General features: G+C 70.4%; 13 protein-coding genes and 2 pseudogenes. 12 read left to right on the forward strand and 3 right to left on the reverse strand.

Annotated features, from left to right (window positions below):
- The first annotated feature begins 33 nt into the window (after positions 1–33).
- From GWK25_RS22875 to GWK25_RS22910, 8 genes are all read left to right on the forward strand, one after another.
- Complete coding sequence (locus GWK25_RS22875) at positions 34–1,119, forward strand: S-(hydroxymethyl)mycothiol dehydrogenase (protein ID WP_215452519.1); 1,086 nt, start codon at positions 34–36, stop codon at positions 1,117–1,119.
- On the forward strand, positions 1,116–1,748 hold the full coding sequence (locus GWK25_RS22880) for an MBL fold metallo-hydrolase (protein WP_215452521.1): 633 nt from the start codon (positions 1,116–1,118) through the stop codon (positions 1,746–1,748). Before GWK25_RS22875 ends, GWK25_RS22880 begins: the two co-directional genes overlap by 4 nt.
- Before the next feature lie 40 nt (positions 1,749–1,788).
- Positions 1,789–2,922 (forward strand): aromatic ring-hydroxylating dioxygenase subunit alpha, encoded by a 1,134-nt coding sequence (locus GWK25_RS22885; protein WP_215452523.1) that lies wholly within the window; start codon positions 1,789–1,791, stop codon positions 2,920–2,922.
- 101 nt (positions 2,923–3,023) lie between these two features.
- Positions 3,024–4,205, forward strand: coding sequence for an NAD(P)/FAD-dependent oxidoreductase (locus GWK25_RS22890; RefSeq protein ID WP_215452525.1), 1,182 nt, complete (start codon positions 3,024–3,026; stop codon positions 4,203–4,205).
- Between the two features lie 79 nt (positions 4,206–4,284).
- Entirely contained in the window at positions 4,285–5,541 is a 1,257-nt protein-coding gene (glyA, locus tag GWK25_RS22895; protein WP_215452527.1) for a serine hydroxymethyltransferase, read from the forward strand.
- 68 nt (positions 5,542–5,609) lie between these two features.
- The gene (locus GWK25_RS22900) at positions 5,610–6,992 is read left to right on the forward strand and encodes an L-serine ammonia-lyase (protein ID WP_215452530.1); all 1,383 of its coding nucleotides are present in this window, start codon (positions 5,610–5,612) and stop codon (positions 6,990–6,992) included.
- A 68-nt stretch (positions 6,993–7,060) separates the two neighbouring features.
- Complete coding sequence (gene fdhD / locus GWK25_RS22905) at positions 7,061–7,918, forward strand: formate dehydrogenase accessory sulfurtransferase FdhD (protein ID WP_215452532.1); 858 nt, start codon at positions 7,061–7,063, stop codon at positions 7,916–7,918.
- A 156-nt stretch (positions 7,919–8,074) separates the two neighbouring features.
- Positions 8,075–11,188, forward strand: a complete 3,114-nt coding sequence (locus tag GWK25_RS22910; protein ID WP_215452534.1) for a glycoside hydrolase N-terminal domain-containing protein — start codon at positions 8,075–8,077, stop codon at positions 11,186–11,188.
- Positions 11,189–11,290: 102 nt separating this feature from the next.
- Here GWK25_RS22910 and GWK25_RS22915 read toward each other — a convergent pair whose 3' ends face one another.
- On the reverse strand, positions 11,291–11,581 hold the full coding sequence (locus GWK25_RS22915) for a hypothetical protein (protein WP_215452536.1): 291 nt from the start codon (positions 11,579–11,581) through the stop codon (positions 11,291–11,293).
- A gap of 773 nt (positions 11,582–12,354) precedes the next feature.
- On the opposite strand from GWK25_RS22915, the gene GWK25_RS22920 reads away from it, so the two are divergent.
- The 4 genes and pseudogenes from GWK25_RS22920 to GWK25_RS22940 all read left to right on the forward strand — a co-directional run bounded on the left by GWK25_RS22920 (position 12,355) and on the right by GWK25_RS22940 (position 17,770).
- A complete protein-coding gene (locus tag GWK25_RS22920; RefSeq protein WP_215452538.1) occupies positions 12,355–13,800 on the forward strand; it encodes a glycoside hydrolase family 43 protein in 1,446 nt (481 codons plus the stop codon).
- A 374-nt stretch (positions 13,801–14,174) separates the two neighbouring features.
- Positions 14,175–14,637: pseudogene (locus GWK25_RS22925) on the forward strand (SDR family NAD(P)-dependent oxidoreductase); the annotation flags it as partial.
- 585 nt (positions 14,638–15,222) lie between these two features.
- Complete coding sequence (locus GWK25_RS22935; protein ID WP_215452540.1) at positions 15,223–15,777, forward strand: GtrA family protein; 555 nt, start codon at positions 15,223–15,225, stop codon at positions 15,775–15,777.
- Positions 15,734–17,770: a DUF11 domain-containing protein gene (locus GWK25_RS22940; RefSeq protein ID WP_215452541.1), complete on the forward strand. Its 2,037-nt coding sequence runs from the start codon at positions 15,734–15,736 to the stop codon at positions 17,768–17,770. Before GWK25_RS22935 ends, GWK25_RS22940 begins: the two co-directional genes overlap by 44 nt.
- On the opposite strand, the pseudogene GWK25_RS22945 reads toward GWK25_RS22940, so the two are convergent.
- Together GWK25_RS22945 and GWK25_RS22950 are read right to left on the reverse strand one after the other, a co-directional pair.
- Positions 17,757–18,326: pseudogene (locus GWK25_RS22945) on the reverse strand (protein kinase family protein); the annotation flags it as partial. The gene GWK25_RS22940 and the pseudogene GWK25_RS22945 sit on opposite strands and share 14 nt — an antisense overlap.
- A gap of 20 nt (positions 18,327–18,346) precedes the next feature.
- A complete protein-coding gene (locus GWK25_RS22950; RefSeq protein WP_251828994.1) occupies positions 18,347–19,030 on the reverse strand; it encodes a hypothetical protein in 684 nt (227 codons plus the stop codon).
- Positions 19,031–19,196: the final 166 nt, after the last annotated feature.

Here is a 19,196-nt window from a genome sequence, read left to right on the forward strand (position 1 = left end):
CCTTCCCTCCCTCCCCCGACGAGGAGATCGACCGTGACACACGAGGTACGCGCCGTCGTCGCCCGCAAGAAGGGCGCCCCGGTCTCGGTGGAGACCGTGCTGGTGCCGGACCCCGGCCCCGGTGAGGCGCTGGTGCGGGTGCAGGCCTGCGGTGTCTGCCACACCGACCTGCACTACCGGGAGGGCGGAATCAACGACGAGTTCCCGTTCCTGCTCGGCCACGAGGCGGCGGGCGTGGTGGAGTCGGTCGGAGAGGGCGTCACCGACATCGCCCCCGGCGACTTCGTCATCCTCAACTGGCGCGCCGTCTGCGGCGCCTGCCGCGCCTGTCGCAGAGGCAGGCCCTGGTACTGCTTCGCCACGCACAACGCCACCCAGCCGATGACCCTCGCGGACGGCACCCCGCTCTCCCCGGCCCTCGGCATCGGCGCCTTCGCCGAGAAGACCCTGGTCGCCGCCGGGCAGTGCACCAAGGTGGACTCCATGGCCTCCCCGGCCGCCGCCGGACTCCTCGGCTGCGGTGTGATGGCCGGATTCGGCGCCGCGGTCAACACCGGTGGCGTGGGACGCGGTGACTCCATCGCCGTGATCGGCTGCGGCGGAGTGGGCATGGCCGCGATCGCGGGCGCCAAGGTCGCCGGAGCGGGCCGCATCATCGCCGTCGACGTCGACGAGCGGAAGCTGAAGTGGGCCGAGCGGTTCGGCGCCACCGACACCGTCGACTCCTCGAAGACCGACGCCGTGGAGGCGATCCGCGAGCTCACCGGCGGGTTCGGCGCCGATGTCGTCGTGGACGCGGTCGGCCGCCCCGAGACCTTCGAGCAGGCCTTCTACGCCCGCGACCTGGCCGGCACCGCCGTCCTGGTGGGTGTCCCCACGCCCGAGCTGAAGCTCGAACTGCCCCTCCTCGACGTCTTCGGCCGCGGCGGCGCCCTGAAGTCGTCCTGGTACGGAGACTGCCTGCCCTCCCGTGACTTCCCGGCCCTGATCGACCTCTACCTCCAGGGCCGTTTCGACCTCGGCGAGTTCGTCACCGAGACCATCGGCCTGGACGACGTCGAGGCCGCGTTCGCCAAGATGCACCACGGCGACGTCCTGCGTTCGGTGGTGGTCCTGTGAGCGCCCGCGTCGAGCGCCTCGTCACCTCCGGCACGTTCGAACTGGACGGCGGCACCTGGGAGGTCGACAACAACGTCTGGCTGATCGGCGACGACGAGGAGGTGCTCGTCGTCGACGCGGCCCACGACGTGGACGTCATCTCCACCGCCGTCGGCGACCGCCGTCTGGTCGCCATCGTGTGCACCCACGCGCACAACGACCACGTCAACGCCGCCCCGGCCCTGGCCGCCCGGCACGGCGCGCCCATTCTGCTCCACCCCGCCGACACCGTCCTGTGGAAGATGGCCCACGGCGAGGGAGCGCCCGAGTTCCGTGAACTGGCCGCGGGCGAGACCCTGGGCGTCGCCGGCGTCGAGCTGACGGTGCTGCACACCCCCGGCCACTCGCCCGGCGCGGTCTGTCTCCACGCGCCCGCGCTGAACGCCCTGTTCTCCGGCGACACCCTCTTCCAGGGCGGCCCCGGCGCGACCGGACGCTCCTTCTCGGACTTCGGCACCATCATCGCCTCCATCCGGGACCGGCTGCTGGCGCTCCCCGCCGACACCACCGTCCACACCGGTCACGGCGACACCACCACGATCGGGGCCGAGGCGCCCCACCTCGACGAGTGGATCACCCGCGGCCACTGAACCGCCCGCCCCGCTTCCCGAATCTTCCGAAGGTGACTCGATGACCCTCACGAATCTGCCGCCCAGCCTGATCCCCACGCTGTCCGGCGAGTACTACACGGACCCCGGAGTCTTCGCCCAGGAGCAGGAGCGGGTCTTCGAGGCCATGTGGTTCTGTGTGGCCCGTGCCTCCGAACTGGCCAAGCCCGGCGCCTTCCGCACCTACCAGGTCGGCCGCGAGAGCGTGCTCGTCTCCCGCTCCCGGGACGGCTCGGTCAAGGCATTCCTCAACATCTGCCGGCACCGCGGGGCCAAGCTCTGCCTGGAGGAGTCGGGCGAGGTCAAGCGGGCCTTCCAGTGCCCGTACCACGCTTGGACGTACGGCCTGGACGGCAAGCTGATCGCCGCGCCGAACCTGACCTCGATGCCGGACATCGACCGCACCGAGTACGGCCTGGTCGGCGTCCATGTGCGGGAGTGGCTCGGCTATGTGTGGGTGTGCCTGGCCGACGAGCCGCCGTCCTTCGAGGCCGACGTGCTGGGCGCGGTCGTCGAGCGGCTCGGCGACCTGGAGTCGATCGAGCGGTACGACATCGACAACCTGTCGGTGGGGCGCCGGATCACGTACGACGTGAAGGCGAACTGGAAGCTCATCATCGAGAACTTCATGGAGTGCTACCACTGCGCCACGATCCACCCCGAACTGACCGAGGTGCTGCCGGAGTTCGCTGACGGGTATGCCGCCCAGTACTACGTGGGCCACGGCGCGGAGTTCGGTGAGGAGGTGCAGGGGTTCACCGTCGACGGCTCCGAAGGGCTGGACCGCATCCCGGGCGTGGCCGAGGACCAGGACCGCCGCTACTACGCGATCACCGTGCGGCCGCAGGTGTTCATCAACCTCGTGCCCGACCATGTGATCTTCCACCGGATGTACCCGATGGCCGCCGACCGCACGATCGTCGAGTGCGACTGGCTCTACCTGCCGCACGTCGTCGAGAGCGGCAAGGACGTGGAGCGTTCGGTGGAACTCTTCCACCGCGTGAACCAGCAGGACTTCGACGCCTGCGAACGCACCCAGCCGGCGATGAGTTCGAAGGCCTACGCCAACGGCGGTGTGCTGGTGCCCAGCGAGCACCACATCGGCGAGTTCCACACCTGGCTGCAGAACAAGCTCGACGTGGGCCCCGCGCACTGACCCCGCGCCGTCCCCTTGACACCCCGGAAATCCACCGAAACCATGTTGCACATAACGCGCGTCGTTGTGCCATGTGAGACATCCCCTCGTCTGGAGCCCGCATGAGGAGCATCACCGTCGTCGGAGCGTCGCTGGCGGGCCTGAGCACGATCCGCGCGCTGCGCGCAGAGGGCTACGACGGCGAGATCGTCGTCGTGGGGGAGGAGCGCCATGCTCCCTACGACCGTCCGCCGCTGTCCAAGGACTTCCTCAAGGGCGAACTCGACGCCGACGCGCTCGCCCTCGGCGACCCCGACGAGTACGACGACCTGGACGTGCACTGGCTGCTCGGGGAACGGGCGGTGCGCCTCGACCCCGCCACCCGGACCGTCACCCTGACCGGGGGCCGCCAGGTGCGCACCCACGGCGTGGTCGTGGCCACCGGCGCGAGCCCGCGCACCCTCCCCGGCTCCGACGGACTGGCCGGCGTCCACACCCTGCGCACCCTGGACGACGCCCTGGCCCTGCGGTCGGAGCTGCTGAACGGCCTGCCCCGGCTGGTCGTCATCGGCGCCGGTTTCATCGGCGCCGAGGTGGCCTCCACCGCCCACCGGCTGGGATTGCACGTCACGGTCGTCGAGGCGGCCGAGGTACCGCTGGAGCGGCAACTCGGCCGCGAGATGGGCCTGGTCTGCTCCGCCCTGCACACCGACCACGGCGTCGACCTGCTGTGCGGCACCGGCGTGGCCGAACTCCTCGGCGAGGACCGGGTCACCGGTGTCCGGCTGGCCGACGGACGGGTGCTGCCCGCCGACATCGTGGTGGTCGGCGTGGGCGTCCGGCCCAACACCGACTGGCTCGCCGGCTCCGGAGTGCTGGTGGACGACGGCGTGGTGTGCGACACCGGCTGCGCGACCACCGTCCCCGGTGTCGTCGCCGTCGGCGATGTGGCCCGCTGCCCCCACCCGTTCACCGGACGGCACGCCCGCGTCGAGCACTGGAGCAACGCCACCGAGCAGGCGAAGACCGCCGCCCGCACGCTGCTGACCGGCGTGCCCGCGCCCGCCCCGCTCACCGCCCCCTACTTCTGGTCCGACCAGTACCGCACCCGCATCCAGCTCGCCGGGTACGTCGCCCCGGGCGCCGTGCCCGAGGTCGTCGAGGGCGATCTGGACAGCCGTACCTTCACAGCCGTCTACCGCCACCAGGGCGAGCCGGTGGCCGTGCTCTCGCTCAACCAGCCGAAGTTCTTCAACCGGCTCCGCCGCGCCCTCGTCCCCGTCGCCGCGGTCGCCGTGTCCTGAGCGCCCCGCTCGGGAGCGTCCCGTTCGGGAGCGTCCCGCCCTCACCTCCTCCCTCCGGAACCCGCCCAGGAGACCGCTGATGACCCTGTTCAACCAGTCCCTGCACGACCTCGACCCCGAGGTCGCCGCCGCCGTCGACGCCGAGCTGAACCGTCAGCAGTCGACCCTGGAGATGATCGCCTCGGAGAACTTCGCTCCGGTGGCGGTACTGGAGGCACAGGGCTCGGTCCTGACCAACAAGTACGCCGAGGGCTACCCGGGCCGCCGCTACTACGGCGGCTGCGAGCACGTCGACGTGGCCGAGCAGGTCGCCATCGACCGGGTGAAGGAACTGTTCGGCGCCGAGTACGCCAACGTCCAGCCGCACTCGGGCGCCTCGGCCAACCAGGCGGCGCTGTTCGCCCTCGCCCAGCCCGGCGACACGATCCTCGGGCTGGACCTGGCGCACGGCGGCCACCTCACCCACGGCATGCGGATCAACTTCTCGGGCAAGCAGTTCAACGTCGTTCCCTACCACGTCGACGACTCCGGGCTGGTCGACATGGACGAGGTCGAGCAGCTCGCCAAGGCCCACAACCCGAAGGTGATCATCGCGGGCTGGTCGGCGTACCCCCGTCAGCTGGACTTCGCGGAGTTCCGCCGGATCGCCGACGAGGTCGGTGCCCGTCTGTGGGTGGACATGGCGCACTTCGCGGGTCTGGTCGCGGCCGGGCTGCACCCCAACCCGGTGCCCCACGCCGACGTGGTCACCTCGACCACCCACAAGACGCTCGGCGGACCGCGCGGCGGCATCATCCTGGCGAAGAAGGAGTTCGCGAAGAAGCTGAACTCCTCGGTGTTCCCCGGCTTCCAGGGCGGTCCGCTGGAGCATGTCATCGCCGCGAAGGCGGTGTCCTTCAAGGTCGCCGCGTCGGAGGAGTTCAAGGAGCGCCAGCGGCGCACGGTCGAGGGCGCGAAGATCCTCGCCGAGCGGCTGACGGCCCCGGACGCCCGCGAGGCCGGTGTCGACGTGCTCTCCGGCGGCACCGACGTGCACCTGATCCTGGTCGACCTGCGCAACTCCGAGTTGGACGGACAGCAGGCCGAGGACCGCCTCCACGAGGTCGGCATCACCGTCAACCGCAACGCCGTCCCCAACGACCCGCGTCCGCCGATGGTGACCTCCGGCCTGCGCATCGGCACGCCCGCCCTGGCCACCCGCGGCTTCACCGCCGAGGACTTCACCGAGGTCGCCGACGTCATCGCCGAGGCGCTCAAGCCGGCCTACGACGCCGAGGCGCTCAGGACCCGGGTCAAGGCACTCGCCGACAAGCACCCGCTCTACCCCGGCCTGTAAGAGACAACCTCCCGCAGGGGGCGTGCCGGAACCGATCGGCACGCCCCCTCCAACCCACGGAGCGTGGCGTGGCAATCAGCGTCTTCGACCTGTTCTCCATAGGCATCGGCCCGTCCAGCTCGCACACCGTGGGCCCGATGCGCGCCGCCGGGATGTTCGTCAGGCGGCTGAAGCAGGACGGAGCGCTGGCCCAGACCGCCGCCGTGCGGGCGGAGTTGTTCGGTTCCCTCGGTGCCACCGGCCACGGGCACGGCACTCCCAAGGCGGTGCTGCTCGGCCTGGAGGGCAACGAGCCTCACACGGTCGACGTCGCCGGGGCCGACTCGGACGTCGAACGGATCCGCGCCACCGGGCGCCTCCGTCTCCTCGGCGCCGAGATCGGCCCCGCGCACGAGATCGGCTTCGACACCTCGGCCGACCTGGTCCTGCACCGCCGGCGCTCCCTGCCGTACCACGCCAACGGCATGATCCTCTTCGCGTACGACGCCGACGGTGCACCCCTGCTGGAGAAGACGTACTACTCCGTCGGCGGCGGTTTCGTGGTCGACGAGGAAGCGGCCGGCACGGACCGGATCAAAGTCGACGACACCGTGCTGCCCCACCCGTTCGGCACCGGCGACGAACTGCTCCGGCTCACCCGGGAGACCGGCCTGTCCATCTCCGCGCTGATGCTGGAGAACGAGAAGGCATGGCGCACCGAGGAGGAGATCCGCGCGGGCCTGCTGGAGATCTGGCACGTCATGGAGGCATGCATCGCACGCGGCCTGGGCCGCGAGGGTATCCTCCCCGGCGGTCTGAAGGTGCGTCGCCGGGCTGCCGCGGCCGCCCGAGCCCTGCGCAGCGAGGGCGACCCGTCGGCCCGCGCCATGGAGTGGATCACGCTCTACGCGATGGCCGTGAACGAGGAGAACGCCGCCGGCGGCCGGGTCGTCACCGCCCCGACGAACGGCGCGGCCGGCATCATCCCCGCCGTCCTCCACTACTTCCTGGAGTTCGTGCCGGGCGCCGACGACGACGGCATCGTCCGCTTCCTGCTCGCCGCCGGGGCCATCGGCCTCCTCTTCAAGGAGAACGCCTCCATCTCCGGCGCCGAGGTCGGGTGCCAGGGCGAGGTCGGCTCCGCCTGCTCCATGGCAGCCGGCGGACTCGCCGAAGTCCTCGGCGGCAGCCCCGAACAGGTCGAGAACGCCGCCGAGATCGGCATGGAGCACAACCTCGGCCTCACCTGCGACCCCGTCGGCGGCCTCGTCCAGATCCCCTGCATCGAACGCAACGGCATGGCGGCGGTGAAGGCCGTCACCGCCGCCCGTATGGCGATGCGCGGCGACGGCCGTCATCACGTCTCCCTCGACAAGGTCATCAAGACCATGAAGGAGACCGGCGCCGACATGAAGGTCAAGTACAAGGAGACCGCCCGCGGCGGCCTCGCCGTCAACGTCATCGAGTGCTGAGCGCCGTCGAGTGCTGAGCGCGGCGGCGCACCGGCCGCGGCTCCGACGACAGATCTGGGAGTGAGGTCATGGGACGGGTCACCGAACGACGGCGCGTGCTGCGGATCCGGGACGGGGCACCGAGCACCCGACCGGACACCCTGGTCGCCGAGGAGCCGATGGAGATCCGCCTCAACGGCAGACCTCTGGCCATCACCATGCGCACACCCGGCGACGACTTCGCCCTCGCCGCCGGATTCCTGGTGAGCGAGGGCGTCGTGAGCCGGGCCTCGGACGTGGCGAACATCGTGTACTGCGCGGGCGCCCACCAGGACGGCCGGAACACCTACAACGTCGTCGACGTGCGACTCGCCCCCGGCGTGCCGCTGCCGGACATCACGCTGGAACGCAACGTGTACACCACGTCCTCGTGCGGCCTGTGCGGCAAGGCCAGTCTCGACGCCGTACGGACCATCGCGGCCTGGCCCCTCGCCGACACCCCTCCGGTCCGCGTCACCCCCGAGCTGCTGGCCCTCCTGCCCGACCGACTGCGGGCCGAGCAACGGGTGTTCGACCGGACCGGCGGCCTGCATGCGGCCGGGCTGTTCTCGCCCGAGGGCGACCTGCTGGACCTGCGGGAGGACGTCGGCCGGCACAACGCCGTCGACAAGCTGGTCGGCCGCGCCCTCCGGTCCGGTCGACTGCCGCTGTCCGGGAGCATCCTGCTGGTCTCCGGCCGGGCGTCCTTCGAGCTCGCCCAGAAGGCCGTCATGGCGGGCATCCCCGTGTTGGCGTCCGTCTCCGCGCCGTCCTCCCTCGCGGTGGACCTCGCCACGGAGACCGGGCTGACGCTGGTCGGCTTCCTGCGCGGTGGCTCCATGAACGTGTACGCGGGCGAGCACCGCATCGACCTGAGGGCCGGCGTCAGGGCCGTAACCGGCACATGAACGGGTGGAACGGACTCCACCGTGTCGTCATGCTCCTTCGCGCACCCCTAGACATCCGATGTATTTCCGGCAACGATGAGCGAGTCCCGAGATCGAGGTCGATGTGGCGCCGAAGCCTCAGTGAGAGAGCCGATGAATGGGCCGGGAGTCCTCACCGTGATCGATGCATCCCCACCGCGGCGACGAGGCCTTCTCAAGTTCGGCGGTGCCCTCGCCCGCGACGCCCTGGGCTACACCGTCCCCGCCATGAGCTGGGAGGCGCAGGCCCTGCCGATCGGCAACGGCCGGCTCGGCGCCATGCTCTTCGCCGACCCTCAGGAGGAGCGCGTCCAGTTCAACGAACAGAGCCTGTGGGGCGGGGCGAACGACTACGACAACGCCCTCGCCGGCAGACCGGACAGCGACTTCGACACCGGCATGAACGGCTTCGGTTCGTACCGGGACTTCGGCGACCTCGTGATCACCTTCGCCGCCGTGCCCCGGGCCGAGGTCACGGCTCCGGGGGGCCCGTACAGCAGTTCTCCGTCCGAGGGCGTCGACAAGACGTACGACGGCGAGAGGGCCACCAAGTGGTGCGTCGAGGGCCCCGGGGCGAAGGTGCTGTGGCAGGTCGAGCTCCCCGCCCCCGTGGAGGTCGCCTCGTATCGCCTGACGAGTGCTGACGACGTGCCGCAGCGCGACCCGCAGGAGTGGACGCTCTCCGGTTCCGCCGACGGCGCCGCCTGGACCGTGCTGGACAGCCGCACGCTCGCGGCGCCCTTCGAGAACCGCTTCCAGACGAAGCGGTTCACCTGCGCGAACCCGGGGGCCTACCGCTTCTACCGGTTCGACTTCGTGCCCAAGGCCGGTGCCGGCCACTTCCAGATCGGCGGGATCGGTCTGACCGGCGTCGACCTCGGCGCGTCCGGGGCGGTGTACCTGTCGTCGCCGAGCGGTCAGGCCGAGGAGTCCTCCCAGGGGTCCGGCTCCGGCGCCCGGTCCACGGACATCTCACGTTCCGTGGACGGCGACCCGGCCACGGTCTGGCGGGTCGCGGGGACCTCACCCGCGCTGGTCTGGCAGGCCGACCTGCCCCGCGCGGTCGCCGTCACCTCGTACACCCTGACGGCGGCCCCGGACCGCCCCCAGGAGGACCCCCGGCACTGGACGCTGGAGGCGTCGAAGGACGGGAGCACCTGGGTGACCCTCGACACGCGGCGGCCCGGCGGGCCGTTCGCCGACCGGGGCGAGACGCGCACCTGCCGGTTCACCAACACCACGGCCTACCGCGTCTACCGGCTCACCCTGACCCCCGACGCCTCCGCCGGAGCCTGCAGCATCGCCGAGATCGCCCTCGCGGGCGAGGACTTCGACACCCGCACCCGGCAGACGGTCGTCGACTACCGGCGCGCCCTCGACTTCGTCGACGGCGTCCACGTCACCCGCTTCGGCGCACCCGGGCGGCGCGTCGTCCGGGAGGCCTTCGCCGGCCGCGCCGCCGACGTCATGGTCTTCCACTACACGACGGAGGCACCCGAGGGACTCTCCGGAGCGATCTCGCTGACCTCCGGTCAGGAACGGGCCCCGACCACCGTGGACGCCGACGCCCGCCGGATCGCCTTCAAGGGCGTCATGGGCAACGGCCTCAAGCACGCGTGCACGGTCCGGGCCGTGCACACCGACGGAGACTTCAGCGCCGACGGGTCGGTCCTCCGGTTCAGCGGATGCACGACGCTGACCCTGCTCCTGGACGCCCGTACCGACTACCGGCTCGACGCCGCCGCCGGGTGGCGCGGAGCCGATCCGCAGGCTGCCGTCGACCGGGCGCTCGACAAGGCCGCCGCCCGTTCCTACGCCGCACTGCGCAAGCGGCACACCACCGACACCCGCGCCCTCATGCAGCGCGTCTCGGTCCACTGGGGCACCTCCGAGGACGCCGTCCTCGCCCTGCCGACCGACGCCCGGCTCGCACGCTACGCGGCGGGCGGGGAGGACCCGACCCTCGAACAGACGATGTTCGACTACGGCCGCTACCTGCTGATCAGTTCCTCCCGCCCGAAAGGCCTGCCCGCCAACCTCCAGGGCCTGTGGAACGACAGCAATCAGCCGGCCTGGGCCGCCGACTACCACACCAACATCAACATCCAGATGAACTACTGGGGAGCCGAGACGACGAACCTGGCGGAGTGCCACGAGGCGCTCGTCGGATTCATCGAGCAGGTGGCGGTGCCCAGCCGGGTGGCCACCCGCAACGCCTTCGGCGCGGACACCCGTGGGTGGACCGCCCGCACCAGCCAGAGCGTCTTCGGCGGCAACGCCTGGGAGTGGAACACTGTCGCGAGCGCCTGGTACGCCCAACACCTCTATGAACACTGGGCGTTCACCCAGGACCTGACCTACCTCCGCACCCTTGCGTACCCGATGATCAAGGAGATCTGCGCGTTCTGGGAGGACCAGCTCAAGGAGCGCGCGGACGGACTCCTCGTCGCGCCGAACGGCTGGTCCCCGGAGCACGGGCCCCGCGAGGACGGCGTCATGTACGACCAGCAGATCATCTGGGACCTGTTCCAGAACTACCTCGACTGCGAGGCGGTCCTCGACGCGGACCCCGAGTACCGGGCCGAGGTCGCGGACATGCAGGCCCGTCTGGCGCCCAACAAGGTCGGCAGATGGGGGCAGTTGCAGGAGTGGCAGGAGGACATCGACAGCCCCACCGACATCCACCGCCACACCTCGCACCTCTTCGCGGTCTACCCGGGCCGCCAGATCACCCCGAGGACACCCGACTTCGCGGCCGCGGCACTCGTCTCCCTCAAAGCGCGCTGCGGAGAGAAGGACGGGGTGCCGTTCACGGCCGCGACCGTGTCGGGCGACAGCCGCCGCTCATGGACCTGGCCGTGGCGCGCGGCCCTCTTCGCCCGCCTCGGCGACGGGCATCGCGCCGGGATCATGCTGCGCGGCCTGCTGAGCCACAACACACTGCCCAACCTGTTCTGCAACCATCCACCGTTCCAGATGGACGGCAACTTCGGCATCTCGGGGGCCGTCGCGGAGATGCTTCTGCAGAGCCACGACGGGAGCATCCATCTGCTGCCCGCCCTGCCGGAGGCGTGGAAGGCCGAGGGCTCCTTCTTCGGTCTGCGCGCCCGGGGCGGTTACGAGGTCGGCTGCGAGTGGCGCGACGGCAAGATCACGTCGTACGGGATCGTGGCCGACCGGGCGCGGAGCCGGGGCAGGGTCACCGTCCGGGTGAACGGCACCGACGTCAGGGTGCGACCGCGCCGGCCCTGACGGCGACGCGGGCCCCGAACTCGGCGGCGATGCGGACCCCGGACTCGGCGGCGGTGCGGGCTCGGGACTCGGCGGGACTCGGGACCGGACGGCGACGCCCGCTCAGGACTTGGCCGTAGCCTCGGCCGGGGTGTCGGCGTCGCCCGCCTCGCTGCGTGCCATGTGCAGAAAACGCCGGATCGCCTCGACCGACATGTCGAGCGCGTCGGACGCCGACTGCTCGTCCCCGAACACCTGCACCGCCTCGGTGACGGCCACGGCGAGCTCGGCCTCGGCCTTGCGGACCTTGCCCTCCGCCTTGTCCACGGTGTCGACGACCGACAGCTGGCGGCGCTGCTTCTCCTGAAGCCGCTGTTTACGGGAGAGGGTTCTGTCAACGTTCTGCACAGTCATGCCCAAGATCATAAGGGGCCGGGCGCGCACCCACCGAACCGTCAACTCCTGGCGATCGCGGCTGTGTTCGACTCGCTCGGCGGTGTCGGCATGGTCCTCGTGGGCGTGCGACGCCACCCCGGTCACCTCTGAACCGGCGGGGCCACCCGCCGGGGCCGGCCTCCACACCGAAAGGGGAACACTTTCTCTGCCCTTCGTCTTCGGTACGGGGGCGCAGCGGCTCGATGGCGCTGTCACGCATTTCGAACGGATGTTCGTGAGCTCATTCCGCTGCGTGCACATGGCCCAGCTGGGTGAGGTCGAGTCCGGGACGTGAGCTTCCGGTCTGGCCGTGTGGGTGCCGGCGTGCCGCCGAGTGGATTCTCGGGCTTTGTGTGGGCCGCTTCTCAGGCGCCGCCGCAGGCCTTCGTCCGTCGCGTGTTTTCCGTTATTGGGCGAGGAACCGGTGCGTCTCCTAGGGCAGGGCTTCCGAGGCCGGGGGACGGAGATACCGGAGAGACCGACGCTGTTTGCGGTCTCCACCCCTCTTGACGCCTGCCTTTACCAAGCCCTAACTTTTGCCGAACTCACGAACAATGTCCGACATGTCGAACGAATTGTCACCCGCCAGAACTGCCCGGCTCGCCCTCACTTCGGCTCCGCGACGTGAAACAGCCCACCTACTCGCACGACGCACGACCGGCACAGCCTGTGGCTTGCGTGGTCACGCGTCCCGCACCCCGCACCCCGCTTCCACCCCGTCCCGGCACCCGCAACAAAGACAGGACACGCACATGGCAAGGCTGTTCACCCGGCTCGCGGCGATATTCCTCGCCGTGGGCCTCTTCTTCACCTCCCAGTCGCTGGCCGCACCTCAGCGGGCGGAGGCCGCCGACCCGGGCTATCTGATGCTGCACTTCACCGGTGAGGGGTCTGGCGGTCAGCAGATGTACCTCGCTCACAGCGCGGACGGCCTGCGCTGGAACGACCTCAACGGCGGAGCACCGATCCTGCGCTCCACGGTCGGCACGAAGGGGGTGCGCGACCCCGCACTCGTGAGATCCCCAGACGGCAGCAAGTACTGGATCATCGCGACCGACCTGTGCATCAGCTGCGGCCAGTCGTGGTCGGACTCCATCAACAACGGCAGTCGCAACCTGGTGGTGTGGGAGTCGTCGGACCTGGTGTCCTGGTCGGAGCCGTGGCTGCTCAACGTCGCCGGCGCGATCCCCGACGGCCGCAACGCCTGGGCCCCCGAAGCTATCTGGGACCCCCAGAGCAACGACTACGTCCTGTACTGGTCGACGAACGTGCCCCTCAACGGCAGGACCAAGCACCGCGTCTTCTACGCCCGCACCAGCGACTTCCGCACCATCACGACCCCGCAGATCTACATCGACCGCCCCGGCACCCAGGAACTCATCGACACGCAGATCGTCGAGGTGCCCTCAGGCGTCGGCGACTACCGCTATGTTCGCGCCTCCGGCGACGGCCAGATCACCCTTGAGGGCAGCAACTCGATCCTCGGCACCTGGACGGCCCTCGGCAACCTCTTGGGCATCGGCGTGACCGGTACGCAGGGACCCGGCAACACGGTCGAGGGCCCGATGTGGATGAAGTTCCGCGACCGCAACGAGTGGGCGCTCTACCTCGACCAGTACGCCACAGGACGCGGCTACATGCCGGTCACGACGACCAACCCCTCCGCCACCGGCACCTACCAGCTCCCGGCATCGGGCAGCTACAGCATGGGCGTCAACAAGAAGCGGCACGGCTCGATCATGAACCTCACCGCCGCCGAGGAGACCCGGGTCCTCGCCCGGTACGCCAACACCCCCGCCCAGCGGCTCCAGTCGTTCAACTTCCAGGACCGCTACGTACGGCACGCCAACTTCGACGTGCTCATCGACCAGAACGTCACCAGCGACGACGCCAAGTTCCGGCTGCGGCCCGGCCTTGCGGGCACCGGCACCGTCTCCTTCGAGTCCGTGAACAACCCCGGATACTTCCTGCGCCACGCCAACTACGACTTCCAGCTGGTCCGCAACGACGGCACCGCCCAGTTCGCCGCCGACGCCACCTTCCGCAAGGTCGGCGGCCTCGCCGACTCCACCTGGTCCTCCTTCCAGTCCTACAACCACCCCGACCGCTACATCCGCCACTACGCCTACAAACTGAGGCTCGACCCGATCACCACCGCCACCGGACGCGGCGACGCCACCTTCCGCGTCACGAACTGACCCGCACGGAACAGGGAAGCCGGTGCCGGCGCGGGCGGTGCCGGCTTCCCCTGCCACGAGCCTTCCCGATGCACCTCCACTCATTAAGCCGTCCGACACATCGAACCTTGTTCGAACTCATAGGGATGTGAACCCCTTGCGCAGCCTGAGACCTCAGGTCCGCAGGGGGTTCCGGCCGGGCGCTCTCGCCGCCGTGACCGCCGCCTCGTTCCTGGTGGGCGTCGCCGGCCCAGCGGCCCCGCCCAGGCAGCAGAGATCACCGATGGTCTGGCTCTCTGGTACCGGCCGTGCGGACCGGAGCCGCAGCCTGTGAACAAAGCCATCCGCCCAATTGCCTTGCCCTGGAGCGCAGTTCAGCACCCAGCGTCTCCGTCATGACGACACTCCAGCACAAGATCGGATCGGGCTTCGGCGCCCGCAGCACCGCTGACGACGTTCTGAGCGGGATCGACCTGTCCGGCAGCACCGCGATCGTCACTGGTGGCTTCGGGACTCGGTCTGGAGACGACCCGCGCACTGGCGGATGCCGGAGCCCGCGTCATCGTCCCCGCGCGGCGACGGACGGCCGCGCGGAAGGCGGTCAGCGGCATCGACAGTGTGGAGACCGATGACCTCGACCTGTCCGACCTCGAAAGCGTCCAGAGCTTCGCCGACCGTTTCCTGGACACCGGCCGCACGATCGACATGGTGATCAACAACGCTGGGGTCATGGCCTGCCCCGAGACGCGGGTCGGTCCGGGTTGGGAGGCGCAGTTCACCACCAACCACCTCGGTCACTACGCGCTGGTCAACCGTCTCTGGCCAGCGATCGCCCGCGGTGGCGCGCGCGTGGTCTCCGGGCGGCAGCCTAGAGCGCGTCGCAGCCGGCCTCGACGGCGGCGGCCAGGGCCGTGCGGATGGTGGTCAGGCCGGCGGTCTTCGCGTCGCGATGGCACGGCACGGTCCAGCAGGGGTGGCGGCGGGACCAACCCCGACGTTCCGCCACTGGCCTGTGCCAACGCAAGGCGGGACCGGGTTTCTTCACGAGTCGGTACGTGACGGGCTTCGACCCGTCCCTCGTGCGCGACCGGCACATCCCCCTGCGGACCTTCGGCACCCTGTGGTCCGAACTCGCTGCACGCCGGAGCCGCTCTGCTCAAGCATGGCCGGCGCGGCTCCGCCGCCACTCTGCCCGCCGCTGAGCGGGCCGCCCTGCGGGACACCTGCGCCCCGGGTGCGCGCGCCCTGGAGTCATAGCGTTCACCTGCACTGGTTGCAACGGCACTGGCCGGAATCGTTGCGTTGATTGTAAGTCCGTTGCAATGAATTACAGCTTGTGAGCTGCTCTTATTACCTCCCTGTGCATTGCTTCCGTTGCAAAAAATATAAACGCAACGTAGCGTTTCCGTATTGAGAAACGACAGGGCTATCTGGGGGCAGGCCATGGAGACAGCACACAGCCGACGGCAGGCGACCCCTGCCGCCCGCACCGCGTTCGCCCGCTTCGTGCTGTGCGGCGGGGGAGTGGGGCTCGGCTCCAGCTTCGCCGTCGCGGCCCTGGCCTCCTGGGTCCCCTGGGCCCTGGCCAACGCCCTGATCACGGTCGCCTCCACGCTGCTCGCCACCGAACTGCACGCGCGCTTCACCTTCGGGGCGGGCGGGCGTGCGACCTGGCGTCAGCACGCACAGTCGGCCGGTTCCGCGGCGGCCGCGTACGCGGTGACCTGCGGCGCGATGCTCGTCCTGCACCAACTGGCCGCGGCGCCCGGGCCGGCGCTCGAACAGGCCGTCTACCTGTCCGCCTCGGCCCTCACCGGCGTCGCACGCTTCGCGCTGCTGCGCCTGGTCGTCTTCGCCCGTACTCGCCCAGCCGGATGGAATCGCCGCAGCCGGGCGGGTGCAATGCCGCAGCGGGCGTCCGTCCGCGTGTGCGAAGGGCGGAAGGCTGTCGCACATGCTCACACCTCTTGCGCGACCGGCGTGGCGGCGATCTGGTGAACGCCCCCGCCGGTCCTCCCGGGCCCGGGCCGGCACCGTCGCCGCCACCGTCCTGGCACTCCTGCTGTCCTTCCCCGGCACCGCCGCCGCGGCCCCGGGCGACCTGGACCCCAGCTTCAGCGGCGACGGCAGGGTGCTCACCGGCTTCGCCGACGACGATCACGCGGGCGACGTGGCGGTACAGTCCGACGGGAAGATCGTGTCGGTCGGTGCCTCCGCCGACTATTCCGTGACGGAGAGCCACTTCGCCCTGACCAGGCACAACCCCGACGGCACCCTGGACACCGGGTTCGACGGCGACGGCAGGGTCACCACCCCGATCAACAACATGGGCCCGAACTTCCAGTGGAGCGAGGCCAACGCCGTGACGCTGCAGCCCGACGGCAAGATCGTCGTGGCGGGCATGAGCTGGCGGGAGTACGAGGACTGCTGCTGGTTCGTCGTGGCCCGCTACAACCCCGACGGCTCCCTGGACGACACCTTCAGCGACGACGGCAGGGTCTTCGCCGAGATCAGCGGTCCGACCGAGGCCCTCGACGTGGCGATCGACGCCGACGACAGGATCGTGGCGGCCGGCTACAGCGGCGGCTTCATCGCGCTGGCCCGCTTCGACGACCAGGGCACCCCCGACCCATCGTTCGGCGGTGACGGGGTGGTGACCGTCGACCCGAACCCGAACACCCAGGAGGCGGGGGGTGACGCCCGCAGCCTGGCGCTGCAACCTGACGGGAAGATCGTCGTCGGCGGCGAGGTGGGATCGACCAGCTTCGACTTCGTGCTGATGCGCCTCAACGCCGACGGCACCGTGGACAACGGGTTCGGCACCGCCGGTATCGTCCGCACCGACTTCGGCGGCTACGACGGCGTGCGGGCACTGGCGATCCAGCCCGACGGCAGGATCGTCGCCGGCGGCTCCAGCGACGCCCGGGTCGCCCTGGCCCGGTACACCGCAAGCGGCACCCTGGACCCGAGCTTCGACGGTGACGGCAGGGTCCTCACGCCCGGTGCCTTCGCCTCCGACATGCTCCTCCAGCCGGACGGACGGATCGTCAGCGCCGGCGGGACGAACGGTGACTTCGCCGTGCTGCGCCACAACCCCGACGGCGGCCTGGACACCGGCTTCGGCACCGGGGGCGTCGCGACCGCGGACTTCGGCGGCAGCGACAGCGCTCGGGGCCTGGCCCTGCAGTCCGGCGGCGGGATCGTCGCCGCGGGTGGGGGAGGGCCGAACGCCGACTTCGCCCTGGCCCGTTTCGAGGGCGGTGGCAGCGTCCCGCCGCCTCCCACCGGAGTGGACCTGTCGGTGACGAAGACCGGTCCGGCCACGGCCGCCATCGGTGACCGGCCCACCTACACCGTGCGGGTGACCAACAACAGCACCACGACCTCCGCCGCCGACGTGAACCTCTCCGACACGTTCAGCGGGGTCGCCGCCTCGGTCGTCTCGGCGACCACCACCTCCGGCACCTGCACCACGACCGCGACCGGCGCGACCTGTTCCCTGGGCACCCTCGCCCCGGGAGCCGCCGCCACGGTCACCATCGCCGCCGAGCCCCGGGCCACCGGCACCCTCACCGACCGGGTGACGGTCGGGGCGACCCAGACCGATCCGAACACCGGCGACAACACCGCCACCGCGACCACCACGGTCAACAACTCCCGTGGCTGCACCCGCATCGGCACCAGCGGCAACGACACCCTCACCGGCACCTTCGGCAACGACGTGATCTGCGCCCTCGGCGGTGACGACACCGTGAACGCGGGTTCCGGCAACGACACCGTGCACGGCGGTCACGGCAACGACCGCGTCGACGGCGGCAACGGCAACGACACCCTCAACGCCGGGCCCGGCACGGACAACCTGATCGGCAACTTCGGCACCGACAACCTCAACACGGTCGACCAGGTCTCCGGCAACGACACCGCCAACGGCGGCCCCCACACGGACACCTGCACCACGGACGCCGGCGACACCCGCCTCAGCTGCCCCTGACCCGCCCACCCGACCCCGGGCCCCGCGCGTCCCCGTGCGGGGCCCGGCTCAGTGCCTCCAGCGGGTACGGGGTGGTCCGGCTCTCGTGGCGAAAGCGCTGGTGGAAGTCGCCCAGCACCACGGCGACCGGCGCGTGACGACGGAGGATCGCCGCGATCGCCGGGGGCATGCCTGCCGGGAACTCGCCCCGGGCGCAGGCCCGCACGAACTCCTGACGTTCCTCCGGTGCGCACCCGTACAGGGCGACGACCAGCCAGTTCACCAGATGGGTGGCGGTGTAGTACCGGTCGTAGGAGCGGTGCGCGTCGTAGAAGTCCGCCTCGGCCCGGGTGAGTTCGAAGCTCGACGCGAGGGAGAGGCCGTAGTCGGCGAAGTAGAGCCGTCGGCCGTCGGTGAGGATGTTCTGGAAGTGCGCGTCGAAGTGCAGCAGCCCGTGGTCGTTCATGAACGACACGCCCGCTTCCAGCTCCTCCTCCACCATAGCGCAGGCCCCCTCGGCCGCCTCGTCACCGGCTCCGATCCGAACGCCCAGCCAGTCGTGCAGGTTGTGGGCCAACCGGGCGGCACGGGACATGTCTACGTCCGGTCCAGGCCCGCCAGACGCAGGGCCCTGGTCATCGCGGGCCGGTCCAGCTCGCGCCAGTCCGTTTCGTTGACGAGCGACATCAGCAGGTCCGGCGTCAGCCGGTAGTTCTCGGCGTGCTCCAAGAGGGTCTCGGCGTCCTGCGTGGACATGGCGCCGTGGTCCTCGTCGGCGATCGTCCTGAGCACGTCCTTCCGGTCGACGAAGCGGCTCATGCCGCAGTCGAGTCCGTCGTCGCCGAGGCTCGCCGGATAGGGGGCGCGGGCCCAGCCGCCGTTCTCGAACCAGTAGACACAGCCCAGTTGATCACCCGACAGCAGATCCCGCAGCTGGTCGTGGGGGAGCCAGTCGGGCGCGCCGACGAACATGTCGACCGGCGGCTCGTGCCACTTGACCCCGCTCGACTCGTCCTCGCCGTAGAGCACGTACCGGCTCTCACCGCGCGGGGCGAAGCCCCACCACGTACAGCCGCAGTCGTCCAGATGGAGTCCCTGATCGTCCACCCAGGTCCCCGTGCGGTGGATGCCCTCTCCCTCGTCCTCGGTGGTCGCCTCCAGCACGGCGATCAGGGCCCACCGCGCCCACAACACCTCCGCCGACGGCAGATCCTCGCCCAGCCCCGGCCGGTTGATCGCCATGTCCTGTCCTCCGGCCTCGACACCGATCGATCCATCCATGATCGGAGCAAGGCTCTCACGGACCGGGCGACCCCGGTGCACCGCCCGCCCCTCCCGTCCGCCTGACGCGCCACGCGGCAACTCCACCTCCGGGCGGGCGGATCGACGGATTCATCGCCGTCCCCGGCGGGCAGCTCAGTAGTGTCATGAGCACGACTAACCTTCC

Source organism: Streptomyces sp. ATCC 21386 (genome assembly GCF_018728545.1).
Taxonomy (GTDB): Bacteria; Actinomycetota; Actinomycetes; order Streptomycetales; family Streptomycetaceae; genus Streptomyces.